Here is a 26213-nt window from a genome sequence, read left to right on the forward strand (position 1 = left end):
CGGGCCACCCGAAGAACTTCCGGTGATGCCGCTAGGTAGCCGCAAGGTCGCGGGTCTGTGGCGTTCGCGCCGGGCCCACGCCAGTAGCCTGCTCCGCGGGGACGGTGCCCTGGGGCACCCGGGGTGAGCACGGGGGTGGCTGGGATGACTGGACGTCCGGTCGCGCGCGTGGTGGCGTCGGTGCTGGCCCGGATCGGGCTGTTCGGCGCGCTGGCCACGTTGGTCGCCGTGACCGGGGTGATCGTGTCCGCGGTCGCCGTCCAGGAGCTGACCCAGGAGCTCGAGCCGGCCGCGGCGGCGAACCAGGCGATCTACCAAGAGCTCACCGACATGTCCGCGGCCGTCGAGGCGTGGGCGAGCGTCGGCGTACCCGACTCCGTCGACGACTACCGTCAGGCCGAGCTGCGGCTGAGCGCCCACGAGAAGGAGGTCCGCTCCTTCGCCGTCGGGGACCGCTCGCTCGAGGCGGCAGTAGCACGCCAGGAGCAGGTGGCGCACGCCTGGATCAAGCAGTACGCCGAGCCGCGGATCGCCGCCGAGGGCGGGGCCGGAACCCGCCCGCGTGAGATGCGGCGGGGGATCGCGGCGTTCGACGCGTTCCGGACCGCGCACCGGGGCACCACGACGGCGTTCGACAGCCGGGTGCGGTCCGCGACCGAGGGCGTCACGCTCCGGCTGCGCGGCACGGTGCTCGCGGTGCTGCTCGTCGCGTTCGTCGCGGCGGTGGTCATGACCCGGCAGCGGCGCCGCCTGCTCGGCGAGCTCTCGACCCCGCTGCTGGCGCTCGAGAAGGTCGTGCAGCGGATGGCGCGCGGGGACCATGAGGTGCGTGCCGAGCCGACCGGACCCAAGGAGGTGCAAGCGGTCGCGAAGGCCCTCAACGACCTGGCCGACGCCCAGAACCGGGCCCGGGCGGTCGAGGTCTGGATCCAGCGGGAGCTGCGCACCCTCGACACCGCCAAGGACGACTTCGTCGCGAACGTCTCCCACGAGCTGCGCACCCCCCTGACGACGATCAGCGGCTACGTCGAGCTGGTGGCCGAGGAGTTCGAGGGACAGCTGGAGCCGCGGCACGATCGGATGCTCGACGCCACCCGCCGCAACGTGGCCCGGCTCAAGATGCTGATCGACGACCTGCTCACGCTCCAGCGCGCCGAGGGCAGCAGCCAGCAGATGGAGCCGGTCGACCTGTCCGCCCTGGTGCGCGACGTGGTGATGGACGTGAAGATCACCGCCGCCCGCCGGGGCATCCGGATCGGCGTCAAGTGCCCCGACCTGCCGGTCCCGGTGCTCGCGGACCGGGCGATGCTGCACCGCGCCTTCCTGAACGTGGTCACCAACGCGGTGAAGTTCAGCCAGGACGACGGCGTCGTCGACGTCGCGATCACGGCGCACCGCGGCCAGGTCGAGGTCGCCGTCACCGACCGCGGCATCGGCATCCCGGCGGGGGAGCTCGACCGGCTCGGCACCCGCTTCTTCCGGGCCTCCAACGCGGTGACCAACGAGATCGCCGGCACCGGACTCGGCGTCCGGATCACGCAGACCATCGTCGACCGCCACGGCGGGGCCGTGCTCTTCGACTCCGAGGAGGGGGTCGGCACCACCGTCACCGTGCGGCTCCCGGCCCAGGCGGGCACGCCGCACCTCGAGCTCGTCGAGCCGCCCGGGCGGGTCGCCGAGCCCGCGCCGTAGGGGCAGCGGCTCCGCCCCAGCGGTACGTCAGCAACCATCCGGCACCCGCATCAGGTTGCTGGCTCACCGCCGCCCGGCGCACCCGAACGCGGGCCGGGCAGCTCGGTGCACCAGCGGCGCCGAACGGCACCTCGCGCCGGGAATGTCTCCGATTACTCATGCGTTCCACCGCGTGCGACAATCGTCTGTCGGCTCCGGTTCACGCTCCACTCGCAGGGAGTGCGGCGACCCGGCGGCCATCGAGAGGACACACCATGAAGAAGGACATCCACCCGGAGTACGTGGAGACCCAGGTGACCTGCACCTGTGGCGCCCAGTTCACCACCCGCAGCACCGCGACCTCCGGCGTCATCCACGCCGACGTCTGCTCGCAGTGCCACCCGTTCTACACCGGCAAGCAGAAGATCCTCGACACCGGTGGCCGCGTCGCCCGCTTCGAGGCCCGCTACGCCAAGAAGGCCGCCGACGCCAAGAAGTAGCTGTCTTCGAGCGCCGGTCCCCGCCACGTGCGGGGACCGGCGCTCGTGTCATGTCCCGGTCCCTCGTCGCGCAAGCGCGACGAGGATCAGACCGGGAGGTTGAGGGAGCCGGTGTCGCCGGCTCGTCTCGCAACCTGAGTCCGGACTACGAGAGATGAAGATGTTCGAAGCAGTGGAGGGCATGCTCGCCGAGCACGCCGAGCTGGAGGGGCGCCTCGCGGCGCCCGAGACGCACGCCGACGCGCGGCTCGCCAAGCAGCTCAACCAGCGGTACGCCGCGCTGTCGTCGATCATCGGGGCCTGGCGGGACTGGCAGCGGCTCGGCGACGACCTCGAGGCGGCCCGTGAGCTGGCGGGGGAGGACCCGGCCTTCGCGGAGGAGGCCGAGGAGCTGGTCGCCCGCCGGCACGAGGCCGAGGAGCGGCTGCGTCGGATGCTGGTGCCGCGCGACCCGGCCGACGACAAGGACGCGATCCTCGAGGTGAAGTCGGGGGAGGGCGGAGAGGAGTCCGCGCTGTTCGCCGGTGACCTGCTGCGCATGTACACCCGCTACGCCGAGGCCCGGGGCTGGAAGGTCGAGGTGCTGGACGCGGCCGAGTCCGACCTCGGCGGCTACAAGTCGGTCACGGTCGCGGTGAAGGCCAAGGGCGCTCCCGAGCCAGGCGAGGCGCCGTACGCGCTGCTGAAGTTCGAGGGCGGCGTGCACCGCGTGCAGCGCGTGCCGGTCACCGAGTCCCAGGGCCGGGTGCACACCAGCGCCGCCGGCGTCCTCGTGCTGCCGGAGGCCGAGCAGGTCGACGTCCAGGTCGACGAGCACGACCTGCGCATCGACGTCTTCCGCTCCAGCGGCCCGGGCGGCCAGAGCGTCAACACCACCGACTCCGCCGTGCGGATCACCCACGTGCCGACCGGCATCGTCGTCAGCTGCCAGAACGAGAAGAGCCAGCTGCAGAACAAGGAGCAGGCGCTGCGCATCCTGCGCTCGCGGCTGCTCCAGGCCGCCCAGGACGCCGCCGACGCCGAGGCCGGCGAGGCCCGCCGCAGCCAGGTGCGCACCGTCGACCGCTCGGAGCGGATCCGCACCTACAACTTCCCGGAGAACCGGATCTCCGACCACCGCACCGGCTACAAGGCCTACAACCTCGACCAGGTGCTCGACGGCGACCTGCAGCCGGTGCTCGACACCTGCGTCGAGGCCGACCTCGAGCAGCGGCTCGCCGCGCTGGAGTCGTGAGCCGGTGGTGACCCGGCCCCGGGAGCTGGTCTCCGGCGCCGCCGCCCGCCTGCGCGAGTCGGGCGTCGCCAGCCCCGAGCACGACGCGGCGGAGCTGCTCGCCCACGTGCTCGGCACCACGCGCAGCCGGCTGCCGCTCGTCGACGACGTGTCCGACGCGGCGGCGGGGGAGTACGACGTGCTGGTGGCCCGCCGGGCCGCCCGCGAGCCGCTGCAGCACCTGACCGGCGTGGCGTGGTTCCGCCACGTCGAGCTCGCCGTCGGTCCGGGGGTGTTCGTGCCGCGCCCGGAGACCGAGCTGCTGGCGGGCTGGGCGATCGAGCACGCCGGACCCGGCAGCGTCGTGGTCGACCTGTGCACCGGATCGGGGGCGGTCGCCAAGGCGGTCGCCGACGAGGTACCCGGTGCGCGGGTGCACGCGGTCGAGCTCGACGAGCCGGCGTACGCCTGGGCCGAGCGCAACCTGGCCGGCACCGGCGTCGACCTGCGCCAGGGCGACTTCGCGACGGCGTTCGACGACCTGCTCGGCACCGTCGACGTGGTGACCTGCAACCCGCCGTACATCCCGCTCGAGGCCTGGGAGTCGGTCGCCCCGGAGGCACGCGACCACGATCCGCACCTGGCGCTGTTCTCCGGCGCCGACGGCCTCGACGCGATCCGGGTGCTGGCCCACCGGGCGGCGCGACTGCTGCGACCCGGCGGGCTGCTCGGCTTCGAGCACGCCGACGTGCAGGGGGAGTCGGCGCCGGCCGTGCTGACCGCGACCGGGCGCTGGGTCGACGTACGAGACCACCACGACCTGGCAGGTCGCGCACGGTTCACCACGGCCCGGCTGGCACGATGACCTCTGTGGAGCGCTACCCGACGACGTCCGAGGAGGAGCGGGAGGCGGCCGTCGAGGCGGCCGCCCTGGCCGTGCAGCAGGGCGAGCTCGTCGTGCTGCCCACCGACACCGTGTACGGCGTCGGCGCCGACGCGTTCGACCCGGCCGCGGTCCGCGAGCTGCTGGCCGCGAAGGGCCGGGGCCGCGAGATGCCGCCGCCGGTGCTGGTCAGCGCCGCGACCACGCTCGACGCGCTGGCCGTGCGGGTGCCCGGCTACGCCCGCGCCCTCGTCGAGGAGTTCTGGCCGGGCCCGCTCACCGTGGTCTGCCACCAGCAGACCTCGCTGCAGTGGGACCTCGGCGACACCCGCGGCACGGTCGCCGTGCGGATGCCGGACCACCCGGTGGCGCTGGCCATCCTCGAGCGCACCGGCCCGCTCGCCGTCAGCTCGGCCAACAAGTCCGGGATGCCCGCCGCGACCGACGCCGACCAGGCGGTCGAGATGCTCGGCGACGAGGTGTCCGTCTTCGTCGACTCCGGTGCGAGTCCCGGTGGCGAGGCGTCCACGATCGTCGACTGCACCGGCGACCGCGGCCGGATCCTGCGCCGGGGCGCGCTGTCGCTCGACCGGCTCAACGAGGTCCTCGAACCCCTCGGCACCGCGTTGACGGACGAAGGCTGAGGCGGTGCGGGAGTACCTCCTCGTCTTCCTGGTCGCCGCGGCGGCGACGTACCTGCTCACGGTGATCGCCCGTGAGATCGCGCTGCGCACGGGGGCGGTCGCGAAGGTCCGCGACCGCGACGTGCACGCCGTACCGATCCCCTACCTCGGCGGGCTGGCGATGCTGGGCGGCCTGGTGGCGGCGTACGTCGTGGCGCGGCAGCTGCCCTTCCTGTCGACCAGCCAGCCGTTCGTCTTCCGCGACGCCGGCATCGTGCTCATCGCCGGCGCGCTGATCTGCGCGGTCGGCGTGCTCGACGACCTCTTCGAGCTCGACGCCCTCACCAAGCTCGGCGGCCAGGTGCTCGCCGCCGGCTTCCTGATCGCGTTCGGCATCCAGTACGTCTTCTTCCCGGGCAGCGACGGCACCCAGTTCGTGCTGGACGGCTCCCAGGGCGCGCTGCTGACCGGGTTCGTGGTCGTGGCGACGGTGAACGCCGTGAACTTCGTCGACGGCCTCGACGGCCTCGCCGCCGGGGTCGTCGGCATCGGTGCACTCGCCTACTTCGTCTTCTGCTACTCGCTGGCCGACTTCAACAACGTCTCGCTGGCGACCACCGGCGCCCTGCTCAGCGCCTCGCTGGCCGGGGCGTGCATCGGCTTCCTGCCCCACAACTTCCACCAGGCGCGCCTCTTCATGGGCGACAGCGGCTCGATGCTGATCGGCCTGGTGCTCTCGGCGAGCACGGTGACGCTGACCGGCCAGTTCACGCCCAGCCAGATCACGGCCGGTGCCGCGGGCTCACAGGCGAGCTTCCTGCCGACGCTGCTCCCGCTGCTGCTGCCGGTCTCGATCCTGATCGTGCCGATCCTCGACCTGGTTCTCGCCGTCGTGCGCCGCACCCGGGCCGGCCGGTCGCCGTTCGCCCCCGACAAGCAGCACCTGCACCACCGGCTGCTCGAGATCGGCCACTCGCACCGCCGGGCGGTGCTGATCATGTACCTGTGGGCCGCGCTGGTGGCCTTCGGCACGGTGCTGATGAGCCTGGCCAGCGACGAGTCGTGGATGTGGGCGACCGTCGCGGCGATGGCGGCCGTGACCGTCGCCGCGACCTTCCTGCTGCCGCGCCTGCGCCGCCCCGAGCTGCCCGACCAGCCGGGCGTGCAGATCTAGACCCCGGGTCCGAGTGTCGGGGGGCGTTTTCTCGCCCACGGGGACTTTGTGCTACTTTTCACAAGCGCTCTCCAGGAACGCCGGGCGCTCGACCATCACCCTCGACGAACGGCCGCCGACATGACGACCGACACCCGCTCCGCACCTCGCGACCGGGGGACGGCTGCGCTCGTGCGGACGGCGTCGGCGACGGCCCTTCTGGGCCTGGCCGCGGCGCTGCTCGGCGCGCTGACGGCCGGCTCGGCCGCGGCGTACGGCGCCCTGATCGGCACCGTCCTCGTGGTGGCCGTCTTCGGCTTCGGCACCTTCACGGTGAACGCCGTGGCCGCCCTGCTGCCGGCGGCGTCGCTGCTCGTGGCGCTGCTGACCTACACGCTCCAGGTGGTCGCGATGGCGCTGGCCTTCGTCGCGCTGTCGGGATCGGGACTGCTCGACGAGACGATCGACCGCGCCTGGCTCGGCGGCACCGTGATCGCCGGCACCCTGGGGTGGATGGTGGTCCAGGTCGTGCTCTCGACGAGCCGCCGGATCCCGATCTACGACCTGCCCGAGCACCGTCCCGCCGGGGCGGCGTCCACGTCGGCGGAGGGGAGGGATCGGTGACCAAACTCGACTGCTATCCTCCGGTTCGCAATGAGTCAGCAGGATCCGTCGGCTCGACCTCAGGGCGAGCGCCCGAAGGGCGACCCGTGGCACGCCTTCGGGTACATCGTCTCCGGGGTCGCGTTCTACGGCGTCCTGGGGTGGCTGGTGGACCGATGGCTCGGGACCGGGTTCGTCGTCGCGATCGGGATCTTGATCGGCGCGGCGCTGGGGATCTATCTCACCTTCAGCCGCTTCAACCGCGCACTGCCACCAGACCAGCCGCACGACCAGAAGAAGTAGAGGAGAACCGGTGACCTACGCAGCCGCCGTGGTGCGCGCCGATGGCTTCACGCCGCCCGGACCGGGGGACTTCGATCTCCCGGCGATCGGGGGTGGCCACGACACCTTCGAGATGTTCGGCCAGTCCTTCGTGCTCGGTGTCACCAAGCCGATGCTGCAGATCGTGCTCGCAGCGGTCGTGGTGTTCGTCTTCTTCTGGGCCGCGTCGCGGCGCCGGGCGATGGTGCCGAGCAGGCTGCAGTTCGTCGGCGAGGGCGCCTACGGCTTCGTCCGCAACTCGATGGGCCGCGACATCATCGGGGCGCACGACTTCGCGCGGTACGTGCCGTACCTCTTCGCGCTGTTCTTCTTCATCCTGGTCAACAACCTCTTCGCGACCATCCCGTTCATCCAGTTCCCGACCTTCTCGCGGGCCGGCATGGTCTACAGCCTCGCGATCCTGAGCTGGGTGATCTACAACGCCGCGGGCATCCAGCGGCACGGCTTCGTCGGCTACCTCAAGCACCAGACGGTGCCGCCGGGCATCGGCGGCCCCATGCTCATCCTGCTGGTGCCGCTGGAGTTCATGTCGAACATCCTGGTCCGCCCGGTCACGCTGGCCCTGCGTCTGTTCTGCAACATGTTCGCCGGCCACCTGCTGCTGATCCTGTTCGCCCTCGGCGGCGAGTACCTCATCGTCGAGATGGGCGGCGCCTACGCCCCGGTCGGCGTGCTCGCCTGGGTGCTGTTCATCCTCGTGGCGTTCCTCGAGATCCTGATCCAGTTCCTGCAGGCCTACGTGTTCGTCCTGCTGAACGCCATGTACATCTCGGGCGCGGTCGCCGAGGAGCACTGACCTGCCCCACGCCCTCCGGCGTTCCCCCAAGTCTCACCCCGCACAACACCTGAATCAGTACCTGAAGTAGTACCAACCGAAAGGAAACTGCCGTGGACGGCAACCTCAACATGATCGGTTACGGCCTGGCTGCGATCGGCCCCGGTGTCGGTATCGGTCTGATCTTCGCCGCCTACATCAGCGGTGTCGCCCGCCAGCCCGAGGCCCAGAGCCGCCTGCAGTCGATCGCGATCCTCGGCTTCGCGCTCGCCGAGGCGCTGGCGATCATCGGTATCGCCCTCGCGTTCGTTCTCTGACCGGTCCGACCCACTTCTGACGTAGGACCCCGGAAGGACCTGCCATGCAAGCACTGATCGCCCCCTTGGCGACGCAGGCGGCGGAGGACGGGAAGCTCAACCCGCTCCTGCCGCACACCATCGAGATCGTCCTCTCGCTGGTCGTCTTCGGCCTGCTCTTCTTCGCGGTGAAGAAGTGGGTGGTTCCGAACTTCGAGACCACCTTCGAGGAGCGGACCAAGGCCATCGAGGGTGGCCTCGCCGCGGCCGAGGACAAGCAGGCCGAGGCCGATGCCAAGCTCGCCGACCTCGAGCAGCAGCTGGCGGACGCCCGCCACGAGGCCGCTCGGATCCGCGAAGAGGCCCGTGAGCACGGTGCCGCGATCGTCGCCGAGATGCGGGACCAGGCCCAGGCCGAGTCCGCGCGCATCGTCGAGCACGGCAAGGCCCAGATCGAGGCCGAGCGTCAGCAGGCGGTCACCGCCCTGCGGGCCGAGGTGGGCTCGCTGGCGACCAGCCTCGCCGGCCGCATCGTCGGCGAGAGCCTCGAGGACGACGACCGCTCCGCGCGCGTCGTCGAGCGGTTCCTCGTCGACCTCGAGACGATCGAGGCCTCCGCGGCCGCGGGCAACGGAGCGAACTGATGGTGCACGCCCTGAGCTCCCTGCGAGGCTCCTCCGCGGAGGCGCTGCAGGTCCTCGGCGAGCGCGTCGACAACGACCGCGACACGCTCGAGCAGTTCGCGGACCTCGGCCAGGACCTGTTCCGCCTGGCCGAGCTCCTGCGGTCCGAGCCGGCGCTGCGCCGGGCGGTCACCGACGTCTCGACGCCGGCGGCGGCCAAGGCCGCCCTGGTCCGGGGGCTGCTCGAGGGCAAGGTCGGGTCGGAGGGCCTCGAGGTGCTCGCCGAGGGCGTCGGGCTGCGCTGGGTCGCGGCTCGCGATCTCGCGGACGCGCTCGAGCACCTCGGCGTGATCGCCACCGTCCGGTCGGCCGGCCGTCGCGAGGCGGGTCGGCTCTCCGACGAGCTGTTCACCGTCGCCCAGGTCGTCGAGGAGAACGCCGATCTCCGCATCGCGCTCTCCGACCCGGCTCGCACGGAGGCGGACAAGCGACAGCTGCTGCGGCGGCTGCTCGACGACCGCGCGCTGCCGGCGACGATCGCGCTGGTGGAGCAGGCCCTCGCGGGCTCGTTCCGCTCCTTCCACGCCGCGGTCACGGAGTACCAGAAGGTCGCTGCGGCGACCCAGGGCGAGGGAGTCGCGCACGTGCGGGTGGCTCGCCAGCTCACCGATGCCGAGCAGAGCCGCCTCGCGGCGGCGCTCAGCGCGCAGTACGACCGCCCGGTGCACCTGAACGTCGAGGTGGACCCGGGCCTGCTCGGCGGCATGCGGGTCGAGATCGGCGACGACGTCATCGACGGCACCGTCGCCGCCCGCCTCGACTCCGCCCGACGCAAGCTGGCCGGCTGACCGCCACCCAGCCGGCACCCACACACGTAGAACACCAGCCCCACCAGAGCCCAAGAGAGTAGGGACGCAGATATGACGGAGCTTTCGATCCGTCCGGAGGAGATCCGGGACGCGCTGCAGCGGTTCGTGTCCGAGTACCAGCCCGACGCCGCCAGCAAGGAAGAGGTCGGCACCGTCGCATCGGCCGGTGACGGCATCGCGCGCGTCAGCGGCCTGCCCTCGGCGATGGCCAACGAGCTGCTGGAGTTCGAGGACGGCACGCTCGGCATCGCGCTGAACCTCGACACCCGCGAGATCGGCGTGGTCATCCTCGGTGACTTCGACAAGATCGAGGAGGGCCAGACGGTCCGTCGTACCGGCGAGATCCTCTCGGTCCCGGTGGGCGACGGCTACATGGGCCGCGTCGTCGACCCCCTCGGCAACCCGATCGACGGGCTCGGCACGATCGAGTCCAGCGAGCGCCGCGCCCTCGAGCTGCAGGCGCCCACGGTCGTGCAGCGCAAGTCGGTCCACGAGCCGCTGGCCACCGGCATCAAGGCGATCGACTCCATGACGCCGATCGGCCGCGGTCAGCGGCAGCTGATCATCGGCGACCGCGCGACCGGCAAGACCACGATCGCGATCGACACGATCATCAACCAGAAGCAGAACTGGGACTCCGGCGACCCGACGAAGCAGGTGCGCTGCATCTACGTCGCGATCGGCCAGAAGGGCTCGACCATCGCCTCCGTGCGTGGCGCCCTCGAGGAGGCCGGCGCGCTGGAGTACACCACGATCGTGGCCGCCCCGGCGTCCGACAGCGCGGGCTTCAAGTACCTCGCGCCGTACACCGGCTCGGCCATCGGCCAGCACTGGATGTACGACGGCAAGCACGTGCTGATCGTCTTCGACGACCTGACCAAGCAGGCCGAGGCCTACCGCGCCGTGTCGCTGCTGCTGCGCCGCCCGCCGGGCCGTGAGGCCTACCCGGGTGACGTGTTCTACCTGCACAGCCGCCTGCTCGAGCGCTGCGCGAAGCTCTCCGACGACCTCGGCGCGGGCTCGATGACCGGCCTGCCGATCATCGAGACCAAGGCCAACGACGTCTCGGCGTTCATCCCGACCAACGTCATCTCGATCACCGACGGCCAGATCTTCCTGCAGTCCGACCTCTTCGCGGCCAACCAACGCCCGGCGATCGACGTCGGTGTGTCGGTCTCCCGCGTGGGTGGCGCCGCGATGACCAAGGCGATGAAGGCCGTTACCGGCTCGCTCAAGGTCGACCTGGCGCAGTTCCGCGCGATGGAGGCGTTCGCGATGTTCGCCTCCGACCTCGATGCCGCCTCGCGCCAGCAGCTCGACCGCGGCCAGCGCCTGATGGCACTGCTGAAGCAGCCGGCGTACTCGCCGTACGCGCTGGAGGACATGACCGTGTCGCTCTGGCTCGGCACCTCCGGCCGCCTCGACCGGGTCCCGGTCAACGACGTGATCCGCTTCGAGCAGGAGTTCCTCGACTACCTCCGCCGCTCGCACGACGGCATCCTCGCCGGCATCCGCGAGACGCTGAAGTTCGAGGACGAGGCCTCGCTCGTGCTGGCCTACGACGCCTTCCTCGACCAGTTCGAGACCTCCGACGGTGGCTCGATCAAGGTCGGCAAGGAGGCGCAGGCCGAGGCGCTGGCCGACGAGGACGTCGAGCAGGAGCAGATCGTCAAGCAGAAGCGGGGCTGATCCTCCATGGCCGTATCGCTGCGTGAGTACCGCGCGCGGATCAAGTCGACGGAGTCGATGAAGAAGATCACGCGCGCCATGGAGCTCATTGCTGCGTCCCGCATCATCAAGGCGCAGCAGCGGGCGCAGTCGGCCGCGCCGTACGCGCGTGAGCTGACCCGTGCCGTCTCCGCGGTGGCGACGTTCTCGAACGTCGACCACCCGCTGACGACCGAGCCGGAGAACGCCACCCGGGCCGCGGTGCTGGTCGTGACCAGCGACCGCGGTCTGGCCGGTGCCTACAGCTCGAGCGTGATCAAGGAGGCCGAGCGCCTGGCGGAGAAGCTCCGCGAGGAGGGCAAGCAGGTCGCGACGTACATCTGCGGCCGCAAGGGCGAGACCTACTTCAAGTTCCGCGGCCGCTCGGTGGTCCGGTCCTGGACCGGCTTCTCCGACCAGCCGTCGCTCGAGGCCGCCCACGAGGTGTCGCAGGCGCTGATCTCGGCGTTCGTCGACGAGGAGGGCGAGGGCGTCGACGAGGTGCACGTGGTCTTCACGCGCTTCCGCTCGATGCTGGTGCAGGAGCCCACGGCGGTGCGGCTGCTGCCGCTCGAGGTCGTCGAGGGCACCGAGGCGCCGTCCAAGGAGGAGGCGCTGCCGCTCTACGAGTTCGAGCCGTCCGCCGAGGCCGTGCTCGACTCGCTGCTGCCGCGGTACGTCGAGAGCCGGATCTTCTTCGCGTTGCTGCAGGCCGCGGCCTCCGAGCTCGCCGCTCGCCAGAAGGCGATGAAGTCGGCGACCGACAACGCCGAAGAGCTGATCAAGAAGTACACGCGAATCGCCAACCAGGCCCGCCAGGCCGGCATTACCCAGGAAATCAGCGAGATCGTCGGAGGCGTCAACGCGCTCGCCGACGCCCAAGCCGGGAGTGAGTGAAAGACATGACTGCAACGATCGAAGAGACGCAGGGGACCGGCACTGCTGGCGTCGGCCGCATCGCCCGGGTCATCGGCCCCGTGGTCGACATCGAGTTCCCCGTGGACGCGATGCCCGACATCTACAACAAGCTCGAGGTCGACGTCACCCTGAGCGGTGAGACCTCGGTGCTCCCGCTGGAGGTCGCCCAGCACATCGGCGACGGCATGGTCCGCGCGATCTCGCTGAAGCCGACCGACGGCCTGGTGCGCGGCGCGCAGGTGACCGACACCGGCGGCCCGATCACCGTGCCGGTCGGCGACGCGACCCTGGGCAAGGTCTTCAACACCACCGGCGACGTGCTGAACCTCGCCGAGGGCGAGACCTTCGAGGTCAACGAGCGGTGGGGCATCCACCGCAAGGCGCCCGCCTTCGACCAGCTCGAGTCGAAGACGCAGATGTTCGAGACCGGCATCAAGGTGATCGACCTGCTCACGCCGTACGTGCAGGGTGGCAAGATCGGCCTGTTCGGCGGCGCGGGCGTGGGCAAGACCGTGCTCATCCAGGAGATGATCGCGCGGGTCGCCCGCGACCACGGTGGTGTCTCGGTGTTCGCCGGTGTCGGCGAGCGCACCCGTGAGGGCAACGACCTGATGGTCGAGATGGAGGAGGCCGGCGTTCTCGGTCAGACCGCCCTCGTCTTCGGCCAGATGGACGAGCCCCCGGGCACCCGTCTCCGGGTCGCGCTGTCCGCGCTGACGATGGCGGAGTACTTCCGCGACGTGCAGCAGCAGGACGTGCTGCTCTTCATCGACAACATCTTCCGGTTCACCCAGGCCGGCTCCGAGGTCTCGACGCTGCTCGGCCGGATGCCCTCTGCGGTGGGCTACCAGCCGAACCTCGCCGACGAGATGGGCGTGCTCCAGGAGCGGATCACCTCGACCCGCGGCCACTCGATCACCTCGATGCAGGCGATCTACGTGCCCGCGGACGACTACACCGACCCGGCACCGGCGACCACGTTCGCGCACCTCGACGCGACCACCGAGCTCTCGCGTGAGATCGCGTCGCTCGGCATCTACCCGGCCGTGGACCCGCTGACCTCCACGTCGCGGATCCTCGACCCGCAGTACATCGGTGCCGAGCACTACAACTGCGCGATCCGGGTCAAGCAGATCCTGCAGCGCAACAAGGAGCTCCAGGACATCATCGCGATCCTCGGTGTCGACGAGCTGTCCGAAGAGGACAAGATCATCGTGTCCCGGGCCCGCCGGATCCAGCGGTTCCTCTCCCAGAACACCTACGTGGCGAAGCAGTTCACGGGCATCGAGGGCTCGACCGTCGCGGTGGCCGACACCATCGAGGCGTTCAACAAGATCGCGGACGGCGAGTACGACCACGTGGCCGAGCAGGCCTTCTTCATGTGCGGCGGTCTGGACGACGTCGAGCAGAAGTGGGCCGAGATCCAGAAGAACCTCTGATGGCTGCCGAGAGCGCCCCGCTCCGGGTCGAGCTGGTCGCCCCGGACCGCACCGTGTGGTCCGGGGAGGCGGAGATGGTCATCGCCCGGACCACCGAGGGCGATGTCGGCATCCTGCGTGGCCACGCGCCACTCCTGTCGCTGCTGACCGATGCGGTGGTGGAGATCTCCACCCCCGACGGCGGTGTCGTGGTGGCGGTCGTCGACGGCGGCTTCGTGTCGGTCGCCGACGGCCGGGTGTCGATCCTCTCCGACCACGCCCAGCTGCCGCACGAGATCGACGTCGACGCCGCGCGTGCGGAGCTGGAGGAGGCCCGCAACGTCGTCGGCGCGAACGACGAGGCCGAGCGCCGGCTGCGTCGTGCCGAGGCCCGGATCCGGGCCGTCGAGAAGGCCTCCTGATCCTGAGCGACCCGCTTCCGCTCCATTGCCGAGGTGCCGCTAGGGTGTGCACCCACGGCAATGGAGTGGACGGAGGGCGTGGATGCCGGTGTGGCAGTGGCTCCTGGATGCCGCTGGCGTGCTGCTCGTTCTCGCCGTCCTCTACGGCCTGGGCCTGATCGTCCGGCGACGTCTGCTCTCTCGCCACGGCGGCACCTTCGAGCTCAGCTACCGCGTCCGACATGCTCATGTCGGGCGCGGTTGGCTTCTCGGCCTCGGCCGCTACTCCGGGGAGTCCCTGGAGTGGTTCCGCTACTTCTCGCTCTGGCCGCGACCCAAGCGGGTGCTCCAGCGCTCCGAGGTGACCTACACCGGCCGGCGCGAGCCCGAGGGCCCGGAGCAGATCTCGCTCTACCCCGAGCACGTCGTCATCTCCTGCCGGACGCCGTCCGGCTCGGTCGAGCTGGCGATGTCGCCGGCCTCGCTGATGGGCTTCCAGTCCTGGCTCGAGTCCGGCCCTCCCGGCACCGACTGGACCCGCGGTCCGCGGTAGGTGCGGCGCCCGTGCCCGTGGTCGGTCTCGGTGGTTGAGGTGCGAGGGCCGCCAGGCCCGAGCCTCGAAAGCCACCGTCCCGACGCGCAGGGCGGTGACCGTGGTCACCGCCCTGCCCCGCCTCACTGGGTTTCGACGCGCGGTCGCGGCCTCGCAGGCTCGGCCGCGCGCTTGCTCAACCTGCGCGACCTCACGCGCCGTGCTCGCTACGCTCGCACGCCGCTGGTCGCTTGCCCGTCCTCGAACAGGCGCGGGATCGGGTGGTTGGCCACGAAGACGCCGTGCGGATCGACGGCGCTGCGGATGCCGGCGAGCTGGGTCCAGGCCCCGGCGTCGAAGAACGACCGGGAGTCGACCGGGTTCTCGGCGAAGTTCGAGTACTGCCGCCCGTTCTGGAACGGCTCGAGCGCCTGGTTGAGCCGTACGGCGTCCGCGTGCGCCTGCGCACCCATCTCCGGGGTCATCGCCATGCCGGCGGCGAAGGTCAGGAACTGCGCGTCGAGCCGGTGCAGCACGCCGCCACCGAGGTGCGGGCGGGCGAGCGCGCCGCCGAGCTGACGGAGCTCGGCCATCAGCAGCGAGCTCCGGGCGTCCGGCCCGGCCTCGGCGATGAAGGCATCGACCGCTGCGTCGGGGAAGGAGCCGAGCATCGTCGAGTCCCCGGCCACGGGGGCCCCGCCCTCGGGGTCCATGTGCAGTCGCACCAGCGACTTTGCGGGGACCCGGGCAAAGGTGTCCATGGTCGGCCGCAGCGCCCGCAGACCGGCGAGCAACTGTTCGCCGCGCTCGTCGGAGCCGAGCACCGCGCCGTCGATGATCGCGATCTCCTTGCCGCTGAGGAAGTCCGGCAGGTCCGGCAGGGGCGGGATCCGCATCGCCCGGAAGGCGGTGGTGATCTCGTCCGGAGCGCCGGGCGCCCAGGCCGCCCACTCGCGCAGCACCGGCTCGATGTCGGCGAGGTCCCACATGAGGAAGCCGGCGTACGCCGTCGCGATGTCGAACATCGCGAACTCGAGTGCCGTGACGATGCCGAAGCTGCCGCCCCCACCGCGCACCGCCCAGAAGAGCTCGGCGTTGGTGTGGGCGTCGGCGCGGACCAGCGTCCCGTCGCCGATCACGATCTCGACGGCCGTGATGCTGTTGGTGGCGAGGCCGAGCTTGCGGGCGTACCAGCCGATGCCGCCGCCCAGGCTGTAGCCGGCGACGCCTACGTCGGGGGAGGAGCCGTGCAGCACGGCGCGGTGGTGCGCGGCCGCGGCGTCGACGGCGGGCTCCCAGGTCGCACCGCCCTCGACCCGGACGATGCCGCGCACCGGGTCGGCGATGGCGGTGCTCATCTCCGAGGTGCGCAGGATGACGACGTCGTCGAGTCCCTGGGCGGCCAGCGGGCCGGCGTTGTGGCCGGTGCTCTGCGGGGCGACCCGCAGGCCGGCCGCGGCGGCCTGGCGGACGACGGTGGTGACCTCGGCGGCGTTGCGGGGGAGCGCGACGGCAGCCGGGCGCTGGTCGACGGCGAGGTTCCAGGCGATCCGGGCCGTGTCGTAGCCCGCGTCGCCGGGGAGGTGGAGGCGACCGGGCAGCAGCCCGCTCAGGGCCGCGGCAGGTGCGTCGTTGAGCTCGATGGTCATGGTGATGACTCCTGTGGTGGTGGATCGATCGGTGGGATGACCTTGCGCCCGCCGACTTGGAGATCGCTTCGAGCCGACTGGGAGCGGAGCCGGGCCGCCGGGATCTACGCTTCCGGCGTGGAGGTGTCGGTGCTGGGTCCGGTCGAGGTCCGGCTCGCGGGCGCGCCGGTCGACCTCGGCACCCCGAAGCAGCGCGCACTCGTCGCAGCGCTCGCGCTCTCCCGCGGCCGGCCGGTCTCGGTGGACGGGATCGTCGACCTGCTCTGGGGAGACGGTGCTCCGCCCGGGGTGACCGGCACGCTCCAGGGGTACGTCTCCCACCTGCGGCGCGTGCTGGAGCCGGGGCGGCAGCGCCGGGCGCCGGCCGAGGTGCTGGTCACCGTGGCACCGGGCTACGCGCTGCGGGTGCCCGGCGACGACCTCGACGCGCACCGGTTCGAGCGGGCCGTCTCCGACGAGCACCGGAGGTTGCAGCCACTGCCGGCCTGGGGAGCGGCACCGCTGGGCGAGCCCGACCTGGAGCGCTCCGCCGCGGTGCTGGCCGAGGCGCTCGACCTCTGGCGCGGTACGCCGTACGCCGAGCTCGGTGACGCCGACCCGGCGGTCGCCGAGCGTGCGCGCCTCGAGGAGCTGCGGCTGGTCGCGGTCGAGGACCGGGCGGTCGTCGAGCTGGCCCTGGGCCGGCACGCGGCGGTGGTCGCCGAGCTCGAGGCGCTGATCGCGGCCCACCCGCTGCGCGAGCGGCTGTGGGCGCTCTGCGCGGTCGCCCTGACCCGCAGCGGCCGCCAGGCCGACGCGCTCGACGCGCTCGCCCGGCTGCGGGGGGTCCTCGACGAGGAGCTCGGGATCGAGCCGTCGGCCGACCTGCGCGAGCTGCAGGCCGCGGTGCTGCGTCAGGACCCTGACCTGGAGTGGGTGCGCCCCCGCGTTGCCGCGACCGCGTCGCCGCCGGTTCCCGAGACTCCCGATGCCCCGCGGCCCGGCCCGGGGCCGGCCGCCGAGGCCGAGCCGGTCGCGCCCTGGCCGATGGTCGGGCGGGACGAGGACCTGGCGGCGCTGCTCGCGACCATCGAGCGCGCCGACGGGGGCGCTCCGTCGTACGCCGTGATCACCGGCGAGCCCGGCATCGGCAAGTCGCGGCTCGCGGCCGAGCTGATCGCCCGCGCTCGGCAGCGGGGCATGCTCGCCCTGGTGGGCCGGTGCTCGCAGGACGACGGCGCGCCGCCGCTGTGGCCGTGGCGCTCCGTGCTCGAGGGACTCGGCGCCAGCCTCCTCGACGAGACGACGACCGGTGCCGCCGGTGACGGCGGGGACGGCGAGCAGTTCCGGGCCTGGGAGCGGATCGTCGAGACGGTCCGGAGCGCCGCTCGAGACCGGACCGTCGTGGTGGTGCTCGACGACCTGCAGTGGGCCGACGCCTCGACCCTGCGCGTGCTCCGGCTGCTGGTGGAGACCAGCGACCTGGCCCGGCTCCTCGTCGTCGCCACCTGGCGCAGCCCGGCGAAGGCGAGCGGGCTGCTGGCCGAGGTCTCGGAGGCGCTCGCCCGGATGCACGCCGTCCGCGTCGAGCTGTCCGGCCTCGCCCCCACCGAGGCGGCGGCGGTCTTCGCCAGCATCGCGTCCCGCGAGCTGGCCCCGGCCGCCGTTGCGGTGCTGCGCGAGCGCACCGACGGCAACCCGTTCTTCCTGGTCGAGCTCGCCCGGCTCGGCAGCGGGGGCGGCGAGGGTGAGGAGCTGCCGGGCGCGGTCGCCGACGTGCTCAACCAGCGCCTGGCCCGGCTGCCGGAGGCGACGGTCGCGGCGCTGCGGTCGGCGTCGGTGATCGGCCGGACGTTCGACGTCCCGACGCTGGCGACCGTCGCCGGCATCGACGAGGACGACCTGCTCGACGTCGTGGAGCCCGCGCAGGCGGCCGGGCTGGTCCGCGAGGACGGCATCGACCGGTACCTCTTCGCGCACGCCCTGGTCCGCGATACCCTCCGGGCCGGGCTGAGCCTGAGCCGTCGGGCGCGCACCCATGCCCGGGTGGCCGAGGCGCTCAGCGGCGCGCCCGGACGCGAGACGGAGCTGGCCCGGCACTGGCGCGAGGCCGGCCCGTCGTACGCCGACCGGGCCTGGCGCGCGGCCGTCGACGCCGCTGACCTCTCCCGGCGGCTCTATGCGTACGACGAGGCGGCCGAGCTGCTCGAGGGCGCGCTGGTCTCCCTCGACGGCGACGGGCAGGGGACGCCGCGGGACCGCTACGCGATCCTGACCGCGCTGATCGAGTCCTACCGCTGGGCCGCTCAGCTGCCCGACCTGGTCGCGAGCGTCGAGCAGGCGATCGAGACCGGCAAGCAGCTGCGCGACCCCGAGGCGGTCGCCGCCGCCGCGGTGTCGACCAGCCAGGGCGTGCTGTGGCGCTCGGCCGGGCCCGGCGAGGTCAACCCGACCGTCGTGGGAGCGCTGCGGGGCAGCCTGGACCGGCTCCCGCCGGAGGACGGCGCGCTGCGCTGCCGGGTGCTGCTCGCCCTGGCCAACGAACTCGGCGAGAGCGCCTCCTTCGACGAGCTGACCGCGCTCGCCGACGAGGGGCTGGCGATGGCCCGGCGGCTCGGCGACCCGGTGCTGCTGCTGGACGCCTGCCAGATCTACTTCGCGGGGCTCTGGGCGCCGAGCAACGCGCCGTACCGCCTGGAGATCATCACCGAGGCCGTCGAGCTGGCCGACCGACTCGGCCGACCCCGGGCGCACCTGGTCTCCTCGGTGCTGCGAGCGGCGGCGCTGGGCGAGGCCGGCCGGATCGACGAGATGTGGTCCCAGGCCGCCGCCGCGCGAGCGCAGGCCGAGGAGCTGCGGATCGCGTTCGGCGAGCTGGCGCTCGAGGGCCTGGAGCTGCCGTGGCTGGCGATGGCGGGCCGCTGGGACGACTGCGCGCGTCACCTGGAGCACCTGGAGGCGCTCGACCGGCGGATCACGCACGACACCGGCGGCGAGACCGTGCTCGCCGCGCGGCTCGCGATCTCCCTGTGGCAGGGGCGGTCGCTCGACATGGTGCCGGTGCTCGAGATGTTCGACGAGTCGTCGTACCCCTTCGCGGCGAGCATCGCGGTCTTCCTCTGGCGGGCCGGGGAGCACGAGCGGGCGCGGGCGACGTACGCCGCCCGCGGCGCGCCGCTGGAGCACCACAACGAGATCTCGCTGCTCGCCTGGGCCCACGGCGCCGAGCTGGCGCTCTACCTCGGCGAGCGCGGCCTCGCCGCGGGCGCCTACGAGCGGCTGGCGCCGGCGTCGGGCCGCAGCGCCTGCGGTGGCTCCGCGCTGGCGATCGGCCCGGTGGACGCCTACCTGGCCATGGCCGCGGCAGCGGTCGGGGAGTCGGAGCTCGCGGCCCGGCACGCCGATGCCGCGCTCGTGCAGGCCGCGTCGTGGCGGATCCCGGTGTTCGCCGACTGGTTCGCCGGCCTGCGCCGTACCCACGGCTTCTGACGCGGCCCGTCTGGGACCGGTCGGGTACCGGTTTGGAGGAGCGGTGCCGGATCGGGAACGCTGGGGCGGTGACGTCCCTGCTCCACACCCGCAACGCGGTGGCGCTGAGCTTCGCACTCAACGGCTTCTGCTTCGCCACCATGGTCTCCCGGCTGCCCGACATCCGCAGCGCGCTCGACCTCGGCAACGCCTCCCTCGGCCTGCTGCTGCTCGCCATCTCGATCGGATCGGTGATCGCGCTGCCGCTCAGCGGCCGGCTCATCGACCGCTACAGCGCCGCCGCCGTGACCCGGTTCGGTGCGGTGCTGGTCTCCGTCGGGCTGACCGTCGCGATGACCGGCGTGGTGACCGACCTGATCGCGCTGACCGCGATCGGCTTCTTCGTCGACGGCATCGGCATCGCGACCTGGGACATCTCGATGAACGTCGAGGCCGCCGAGGTGGAGCACCGCCTCGAGCGGACGATCATGCCGCGCTTCCACGCCGGCTGGAGCCTCGGCTCGTTCGCCGGCGCCGGCATCGGCATCCCGATGGCGGCCCTGCACGCGCCGCTGCTGCTGCACGTGCCCGGCTTCGCGGTGCTGGCCGCGATCGCGACCTGGCGCGCGGCCGCGGCGTACCTCCCCGCGAAGGAGGAGCACCCGGACAGCGCCACGTCGACCGGCTGGTCGCCGTGGCGCGAGCCGCGCACGCTGGCGATCGGCGTCATGGTGATGGCGTTCGCGCTCTCCGAGGGGGCCGCCAACGACTGGCTGTCGCTCGCGCTGATCGACGGGTACGACGTGCGGCACTGGGTCGGCGTCACCGGCTTCACCGTCTTCGTCTGCTCGATGATGGCCGGCCGCCTCTACGGCCCGGTGGTCCTCGACCGCTACGGCCGCGCCCCCGTGCTGTGGAGCAGTGCCGCCGCGGCGTTCGTCGGCATCCTGCTCATCGTGTTCGGCGGCAGCATCGTGCTCGTCGGGATCGGCATCGTGGTGTGGGGCCTCGGTGCCTCGCTGGGCTTCCCGGTCGGCATGAGCGCGGCCGCGGACGACCCGCTGCGCGCCGCCCGCCGGGTGAGCGCGGTCTCCACGATCGGCTACACCGCCTTCCTGGCCGGGCCGCCGCTGCTCGGGCTGCTCGCCGACCAGGTCGGCACCCTGGAGACGCTGCTCGTCATCGCGGCGCTGATGATCCCCGCGGCCGCCACGGTGTTCGCCGCGCGGGAGCGGCGGGCGCCGACGTCCGCCGCGGCTCCGGACCAGCCGGTGGGCCGGGCCGAGCACTGACGCCCGGCACCACCGGCTGATGCCTCCCTGGGACCGGCGGCTCAGTCGGGCTGGGGGAGGAGTCCGACGGACTCGATGCCGGCCACGGCGGCCGCCTCGTCGTGGTCCGAGGTGTCCCCGGTGACACCGAGGGCGCCGATCACGGTCCCGCCACCGTCCTTGACCAGCACGCCGCCGGGGACCGGCACGAGCGCCCCGCCGACGGCCGAGGTCACGGCGGCGACGAAGTAGCCCTGCTGCTCGGCGCGGGCCATCAGCGCGCGGGACCCCATGCCGAGCGAGATCGCCCCGTGGGCCTTGCCGAAGGCGATCTCGAACCGCTTGTTGGACGAGCCGTCGGAGCGCTCGGCGGCGATGAGATGGCCGCCGGCGTCGAGCACCACCGCCGTCAGCGGCTTGAGGCCCGCCGCGGATCCATGGTCGAGGGCGGCGGCGATCATCGCGCGGGCGGTGGCGAGGTCGAGGGACATCAGCTGCTCCTGGTGGTGTGGGTCTTGGCGGTCACCCGGCGCCGATGCAGGATCGGCTCGGTGTAGCCGCTGGGCTGCTCCGTCGCCTGGAGGACGAGGTCGCGTGCGGCGAGGAAGGCCTCGCCGTCGTAGGCGGGCGCCATCGGGACGTACGTCGGGTCGTCGGCGTTCTGACCGTCCACGACCATGGCCATCCGGCGCAGCGTCTCCTCGACCTGGTCGGCCGAGACGACGCCGTGCGCGAGCCAGTTCGCGACGTGCTGCGAGGAGATCCGGCAGGTCGCGCGGTCCTCCATGAGCGGAACGCCGTCGATGTCCGGCACCTTCGAGCAGCCGACGCCCGCGTCGATCCACCGCACGACGTACCCCAGCGTCCCCTGGATGTTGTTGTCGAGCTCGGCCTGCCGGTCGGCGGCGGACCACGCGGCCGGGTCGCCCAGGGGGATCGTCAGGAGCTCCGCCTTCGACGTGCGGCTCCTTCCCGCGAGCTCGCGCTGCACCCGGTGCACGTCGACCTGGTGATAGTGGATCGCATGGAGGGTCGCGGCCGTCGGCGACGGCACCCAGGCGCAGGTGGCGCCCGACCGGGGATGGTCGATCTTCTTGGCGAGCATCTCGGCCATGTTGTCGGGCGCGGCCCACATGCCCTTGCCGATCTGCGCGCGCCCCCGGAGACCGCAGGCCAGGCCGATGTCGACGTTGGACGCCTCGTAGGCGCGGATCCAGGTCGCGCTTCGCATGTCGTTCTTGCGGACCAGGGGACCGGCCTGCATCGAGGTGTGGATCTCGTCGCCGGTCCGGTCCAGGAACCCGGTGTTGATGAAGGCGACCCGATCGCGCGCGGCCGAGATGCAGGACTTCAGGTTGAGGCTGGTCCGCCGCTCCTCGTCCATGATGCCGATCTTGATCGTGAGCGGGGCCAGGCCCAGGACCTCCTCGACCCGGGCGAACAGCTCGCACGTGAAGGCGACCTCGTCGGGGCCGTGCAGCTTGGGCTTGACGACGTACATCGAGCCCGTGCGTGAGTTGCGCAGGCGCGAGTTGCCGCGCAGATCGTGGACGCTGCCGAGCCCGGTGACCAGCGCGTCGAGGATGCCCTCGGGCACCTCGTCGCCGTGCTCGTCGAGCACCGCGTCGGTCGTCATGAGGTGCCCGACCTGGCGGATGAAGAGCAGGGAGCGACCGTGGAGCGTCACGGTCTCGCCTCCGGGCGACGTGCACTCCCGGTCGGGGTTCATCGCGCGGGTGAACGTGCGCCCGTTCTTGGTGACCTCCGCGGCCAACGTGCCCTGCATGAGGCGCAGCCAGTTGCGGTAGGCCTGCACCTTGTCGTCGGCGTCGACCGCCGCGACCGAGTCCTCGAGGTCCATGATCGTCGAGACCGCCGACTCCAGCACGAGGTCCTTGACGCCGGCGGTGTCCGTCGAGCCGACGGTGTCGGCGCGGTCGATCAGGATCTCGAGGTGCAGTCCGTGGTGGACCAGGACGATCGCGTCGGGCTCGCCGGCCGGCCCGCGGTGACCGACCAGCTGTGTCGGGTCCGCCAGGCGCAGCACCTCGTCCTTGACGTGGACGGCCAGGCCCTGCGCGTCGATCGAGTACGACGTCGCGTCGACATGGGAGCCGCCGGCAAGGCCGAAGTGGGCGTCGAGCAGTGCGCGTCCCCGCGCGATGACCTCGGCGCCGCGCACGGTGTTGTAGCCGGCGCCGCGGGCGAGGAGGTCGTCCTCCGGGATCGCGTCGGTGCCGTAGAGCGCGTCGTACAGCGACCCCCACCGCGCGTTGGCGGCGTTCGTCGCGAACCGGGCGTTGAGCAGCGGTACGACGAGCTGCGGACCGGCCTGCTCGGCGATCTCGACGTCCACGCCCGCGGTGGTGATCGCGAAGTCCTCGGGGTCCTCGGCCAGGTAGCCGATCTCCTCGAGGAAGCGCCGGTAGGCGGCGGGGTCGGGCGAGCCCGGGGCGGCCCGGTGGTAGTCGTCGATGAGCTGCTGCAGCTCACGGCGCCGAGCGACCAGGGCGGCGTTGCGACCGGAGAGCTCGTGGATGATCGCGTCCGCGCCCGCCCAGAAGCTGTCCGGCTCGACTCCGGAGCCCGGTAGCGCCTCCTCGACGATGAACCGATGCAGCACCTCCGCGACGCTCAGCCGTCCGACGCGTACCCGATCTGGCATGCCAACCCCTTGCGTAAGTTTCCGAGATGTGGAAATCTCTGTCTGGATAGTGGAAACTAGACAGCCTGAGGGTGGTTGTCAAACGGCCCGCTGGCGAGGAGAGGGGTACGGCGGATGGTGGTTCCTGACGGCGAATCGCGCCGTAGCAGCGGCGGCGTCCAGTCGGTTCATCGCGCCCTGGACCTGCTGGAGATCGTGGCCGCCGGGGGCGGCCATCTGGCGATCGGGGAGATCGCGGCGGCGTCCGACATCCCGTTGCCGACGATCCATCGGCTCCTGCAGACCATGGTCGACCGGGGCTACATGCGCCAGATGCCGAATCGTCGCTACGCGCTCGGGTTCCGGTTGGTTCCGCTGGGGGCGACCGCCAGCTCGATGGTGGGCGTCAACACCCAGACGATCCTCGGCGAGCTGGTCGATGCGCTCGGCGAGACCGCGAACCTCGCGATCCTGACCGGAGCGCACGCCGAGTACGTCGCCCAGGTCCCCTCACGTCACGCGATGCGCATGTTCACCGAGGTGGGACGCCAGGTCGAGCTGCACTGCAGCGGGGTGGGCAAGGCTCTGCTCGCGCAGCTGGACGACGACCAGATCCGCAGTGTCATCGACCGGGTCGGCCTGCCGGGTTACACGCCACACACCCTGACCACCGAGACCGCACTGTTCGCCGACCTGGCGGAGATCCGCCGACTCGGCTATGCGATGGACGAGGAGGAGAAGGAGATCGGGGTCAGGTGCGTGGCCGTCCCGATCAAGGCGGAGCGGATGTCCTGGATGGCCGTGTCGGTGTCGGGTCCTCGGGCCCGCATGACCGACGACATCATCGCTCGCGCCGTTCCGCTGCTGCAGGGTGCCGCCGAGCGGCTGGCGGGCGAGATGTCGATCGGCGCTGCCGGCATGGCGAAGGGATGAGGAGACGGAGATCGTGAGGAGGGTGGGAATGCCCGAACGGATGTCTCCGTCAGATTCGGGTGGTTCCTGCCATCGATAGATCGTCATTTTAGATATCGGACGCATATTGCATTTCCGGTGAGTGACAGGCCGGTCTGCGCGGCGCGCGTCGCCTGCGGTCAAGAAATGCAAAGGCGATTCTTTTCCAGCGCTTCGGCCCCGGTGCCGGACGCCCCGTGAAACATGCCTCAGAAGGGCGTGTCGAGAGCGCGGAGAGACCCCCTCTACCGCGCACTTCGGCGCGCCCTTGTTTGCTATTTGAAATCTATTTTCAGGACTTTTCCAGGATCCTCTAGACAGTCCCGATCATCTCGTTCTACGGTACGTTGGATCGCAATGTGAGACGCAACACAGGTCGAATCGCGGCCGTGATCCGTATCCACGAGATCTGTTTCCGCACCATGAATTCCGACGATGGAAGGTTTGTGCACACGATGGACCACACCAACATCCAGCCCATTGACTCCCCGGCTGCCTGGGTCGGCCCCGAGGTGGCCGATTCGCCGGAGGCGACCGTCGTTCTCGAGCAGGAGAACATCGATGAGCTGCTGCAGGCCGTGGCGGACGCCCAGGCGAGCGGGGCGCCCCTGGGGGAGATCACGCGCGACGACTACCCGCTGCCGCGTACCGAGCCGCTGATCGCGAAGGTGCTGGACCAGCTGACGGACGGGCTCGGGTTCTCGTTGGTGCGAGGGCTTCCGGTCTTCGAGCTGAGCGAGCCCGAGTGCGAGCTGGCCTACTGGATCCTCGGCTCGCACATCGGCATCCCGCTGCCGCAGAACGCCCGCAACGACCTCCTGGTCCACGTCCGCGATCAGGGCAAGGACTACCGGGACCCCGAGGTCCGCGGGTACCAGACCACGGCCACCCTCGACTACCACGTGGACGGCTCGGACGTCGTGGCGCTGCTGTGCCGACGGGCCGCGAAGAGCGGCGGAGCAAGCCGGATCGCGAGCTCCTCCGCCATCCACAACGAGATGCTGCGGCGCGATCCGCAGCTGGTGGCCGAGCTCTACGAGAGCTTCGCCTTCGACAAGCGGCTCCCGATCGACGCGGAGGGACCCGGCTTCCAGCTGTCGCCCATCTTCAGCGCCCACCAGGGCCGGCTCAGCGCGCGCTACGGCCGCAGCTACATCGAGTCGTCCCAGCGCCATGAGGACGCACCGCGGCTGACCGAGCGATCCATCGCGGCGCTCGACATGTTCGACGAGGTGGCCAGCTCGCCCTCGATCTACCTCGACATGATCTTCCAGCCCGGTGACATGCAGTTCCTGAACAACCACCTGATCGTCCACTCGCGCACCGAGTACGAGGACCACGAGGCGTACGACATGAAGCGGGACCTGATCAGGTTCTGGGTCACGCTTCGCGACTACTACGAGTTCGCTCCCGAGTACGCCGTGAGCAACGTGACCTACCGGGCCTAGTGGCCATCACCGTTGATTCACCCAGGGTCTACCCACCCAGTGCACGCACCTCGCCGCGTCGGCGACGCTCGGTAGACAACCAGGTATGCCGTCGCGCCGCCGCCTTGCGAGGCACGCACCCTGAGCACGGATACCCCCGACGTATCAACAGCGATGACCACGAGCGCTCGCCGGGCCAGCTGGCTCGGGCCAGCCGGCGTCCACCACGACGACGGGACCGCGCGGCCTCCTGCGCCCCCGCGGTCATGCCGAGGAGCTCTTCCAGAGAAGCGGGAT

24 protein-coding genes are annotated in these 26213 nt (G+C 71.5%); 21 read left to right on the forward strand and 3 right to left on the reverse strand.

Features of this window, described 5'->3' with window-relative positions; translation table 11 throughout:
* The first annotated feature begins 144 nt into the window (after positions 1-144).
* From KM427_RS08995 to KM427_RS09075, 17 genes are all read left to right on the forward strand, one after another.
* Entirely contained in the window at positions 145-1692 is a 1548-nt protein-coding gene (locus KM427_RS08995; RefSeq protein WP_215526986.1) for a sensor histidine kinase, read from the forward strand.
* Between the two features lie 254 nt (positions 1693-1946).
* Entirely contained in the window at positions 1947-2171 is a 225-nt protein-coding gene (rpmE, locus tag KM427_RS09000; protein WP_183590745.1) for a 50S ribosomal protein L31, read from the forward strand.
* 160 nt (positions 2172-2331) lie between these two features.
* Entirely contained in the window at positions 2332-3405 is a 1074-nt protein-coding gene (prfA, locus tag KM427_RS09005) for a peptide chain release factor 1 (protein ID WP_215526987.1), read from the forward strand.
* A gap of 7 nt (positions 3406-3412) precedes the next feature.
* A complete protein-coding gene (prmC, locus tag KM427_RS09010; protein WP_215526988.1) occupies positions 3413-4249 on the forward strand; it encodes a peptide chain release factor N(5)-glutamine methyltransferase in 837 nt (278 codons plus the stop codon).
* Positions 4246-4911: an L-threonylcarbamoyladenylate synthase gene (locus tag KM427_RS09015; protein WP_215526989.1), complete on the forward strand. Its 666-nt coding sequence runs from the start codon at positions 4246-4248 to the stop codon at positions 4909-4911. The genes prmC and KM427_RS09015 overlap by 4 nt, the downstream gene beginning before the upstream one ends.
* A 4-nt stretch (positions 4912-4915) precedes the next feature.
* Positions 4916-6064, forward strand: coding sequence for an MraY family glycosyltransferase (locus tag KM427_RS09020; RefSeq protein WP_215526990.1), 1149 nt, complete (start codon positions 4916-4918; stop codon positions 6062-6064).
* A gap of 120 nt (positions 6065-6184) precedes the next feature.
* On the forward strand, positions 6185-6667 hold the full coding sequence (locus KM427_RS09025; protein ID WP_215526991.1) for a hypothetical protein: 483 nt from the start codon (positions 6185-6187) through the stop codon (positions 6665-6667).
* Between the two features lie 30 nt (positions 6668-6697).
* Positions 6698-6949 (forward strand): AtpZ/AtpI family protein, encoded by a 252-nt coding sequence (locus tag KM427_RS09030; protein WP_183590739.1) that lies wholly within the window; start codon positions 6698-6700, stop codon positions 6947-6949.
* Positions 6950-6959: 10 nt separating this feature from the next.
* The gene (gene atpB / locus KM427_RS09035; RefSeq protein WP_183590738.1) at positions 6960-7784 is read left to right on the forward strand and encodes a F0F1 ATP synthase subunit A; all 825 of its coding nucleotides are present in this window, start codon (positions 6960-6962) and stop codon (positions 7782-7784) included.
* Positions 7785-7876: 92 nt separating this feature from the next.
* The gene (atpE, locus tag KM427_RS09040) at positions 7877-8080 is read left to right on the forward strand and encodes an ATP synthase F0 subunit C (protein WP_056908071.1); all 204 of its coding nucleotides are present in this window, start codon (positions 7877-7879) and stop codon (positions 8078-8080) included.
* 44 nt (positions 8081-8124) lie between these two features.
* A complete protein-coding gene (locus tag KM427_RS09045; protein ID WP_183590737.1) occupies positions 8125-8703 on the forward strand; it encodes a F0F1 ATP synthase subunit B in 579 nt (192 codons plus the stop codon).
* Entirely contained in the window at positions 8703-9530 is an 828-nt protein-coding gene (locus KM427_RS09050) for a F0F1 ATP synthase subunit delta (protein WP_215526992.1), read from the forward strand. Before KM427_RS09045 ends, KM427_RS09050 begins: the two co-directional genes overlap by 1 nt.
* A 72-nt stretch (positions 9531-9602) precedes the next feature.
* Positions 9603-11240: a F0F1 ATP synthase subunit alpha gene (gene atpA / locus KM427_RS09055; protein WP_183590735.1), complete on the forward strand. Its 1638-nt coding sequence runs from the start codon at positions 9603-9605 to the stop codon at positions 11238-11240.
* A 6-nt stretch (positions 11241-11246) separates the two neighbouring features.
* Positions 11247-12155 carry a F0F1 ATP synthase subunit gamma gene (locus KM427_RS09060; protein WP_215526993.1) on the forward strand — a complete coding sequence of 303 codons (909 nt, stop codon included), beginning with the start codon at positions 11247-11249 and terminating at the stop codon, positions 12153-12155.
* A 5-nt stretch (positions 12156-12160) separates the two neighbouring features.
* Complete coding sequence (gene atpD / locus KM427_RS09065) at positions 12161-13615, forward strand: F0F1 ATP synthase subunit beta (protein WP_183590733.1); 1455 nt, start codon at positions 12161-12163, stop codon at positions 13613-13615.
* Positions 13615-14016, forward strand: a complete 402-nt coding sequence (locus tag KM427_RS09070) for a F0F1 ATP synthase subunit epsilon (protein WP_183590732.1) — start codon at positions 13615-13617, stop codon at positions 14014-14016. Before atpD ends, KM427_RS09070 begins: the two co-directional genes overlap by 1 nt.
* An 82-nt stretch (positions 14017-14098) precedes the next feature.
* The gene (locus KM427_RS09075; protein ID WP_215526994.1) at positions 14099-14548 is read left to right on the forward strand and encodes a DUF2550 domain-containing protein; all 450 of its coding nucleotides are present in this window, start codon (positions 14099-14101) and stop codon (positions 14546-14548) included.
* Positions 14549-14754: 206 nt separating this feature from the next.
* Here the strand turns inward: KM427_RS09075 and KM427_RS09080 are convergent, their stop codons facing one another.
* On the reverse strand, positions 14755-16176 hold the full coding sequence (locus KM427_RS09080; RefSeq protein ID WP_215526995.1) for an FAD-binding oxidoreductase: 1422 nt from the start codon (positions 16174-16176) through the stop codon (positions 14755-14757).
* Between the two features lie 117 nt (positions 16177-16293).
* Between KM427_RS09080 and KM427_RS09085 the strand changes: the two genes are divergently transcribed.
* Both KM427_RS09085 and KM427_RS09090 read left to right on the forward strand, forming a co-directional pair.
* Positions 16294-19644, forward strand: a complete 3351-nt coding sequence (locus KM427_RS09085) for an ATP-binding protein (protein WP_215526996.1) — start codon at positions 16294-16296, stop codon at positions 19642-19644.
* A gap of 68 nt (positions 19645-19712) precedes the next feature.
* The gene (locus KM427_RS09090) at positions 19713-20915 is read left to right on the forward strand and encodes an MFS transporter (protein ID WP_252275211.1); all 1203 of its coding nucleotides are present in this window, start codon (positions 19713-19715) and stop codon (positions 20913-20915) included.
* Positions 20916-20956: 41 nt separating this feature from the next.
* On the opposite strand, the gene KM427_RS09095 is transcribed toward KM427_RS09090, so the two are convergent.
* Both KM427_RS09095 and KM427_RS09100 read right to left on the reverse strand, forming a co-directional pair.
* Entirely contained in the window at positions 20957-21385 is a 429-nt protein-coding gene (locus KM427_RS09095) for a GlcG/HbpS family heme-binding protein (protein WP_183590727.1), read from the reverse strand.
* A complete protein-coding gene (locus KM427_RS09100) occupies positions 21385-23559 on the reverse strand; it encodes a malate synthase G (protein ID WP_215526997.1) in 2175 nt (724 codons plus the stop codon). Before KM427_RS09100 ends, KM427_RS09095 begins: the two co-directional genes overlap by 1 nt.
* Before the next feature lie 114 nt (positions 23560-23673).
* On the opposite strand from KM427_RS09100, the gene KM427_RS09105 reads away from it, so the two are divergent.
* Together KM427_RS09105 and KM427_RS09110 are read left to right on the forward strand one after the other, a co-directional pair.
* Positions 23674-24471, forward strand: a complete 798-nt coding sequence (locus KM427_RS09105) for an IclR family transcriptional regulator (RefSeq protein ID WP_183590725.1) — start codon at positions 23674-23676, stop codon at positions 24469-24471.
* Positions 24472-24944: 473 nt separating this feature from the next.
* A complete protein-coding gene (locus KM427_RS09110; protein ID WP_183590724.1) occupies positions 24945-25937 on the forward strand; it encodes a TauD/TfdA family dioxygenase in 993 nt (330 codons plus the stop codon).
* Positions 25938-26213 lie beyond the last annotated feature (276 nt).

It is taken from the genome of Nocardioides sp. LMS-CY, from assembly GCF_018732145.1.
Lineage (GTDB): Bacteria > Actinomycetota > Actinomycetes > Propionibacteriales > Nocardioidaceae > Nocardioides > Nocardioides soli.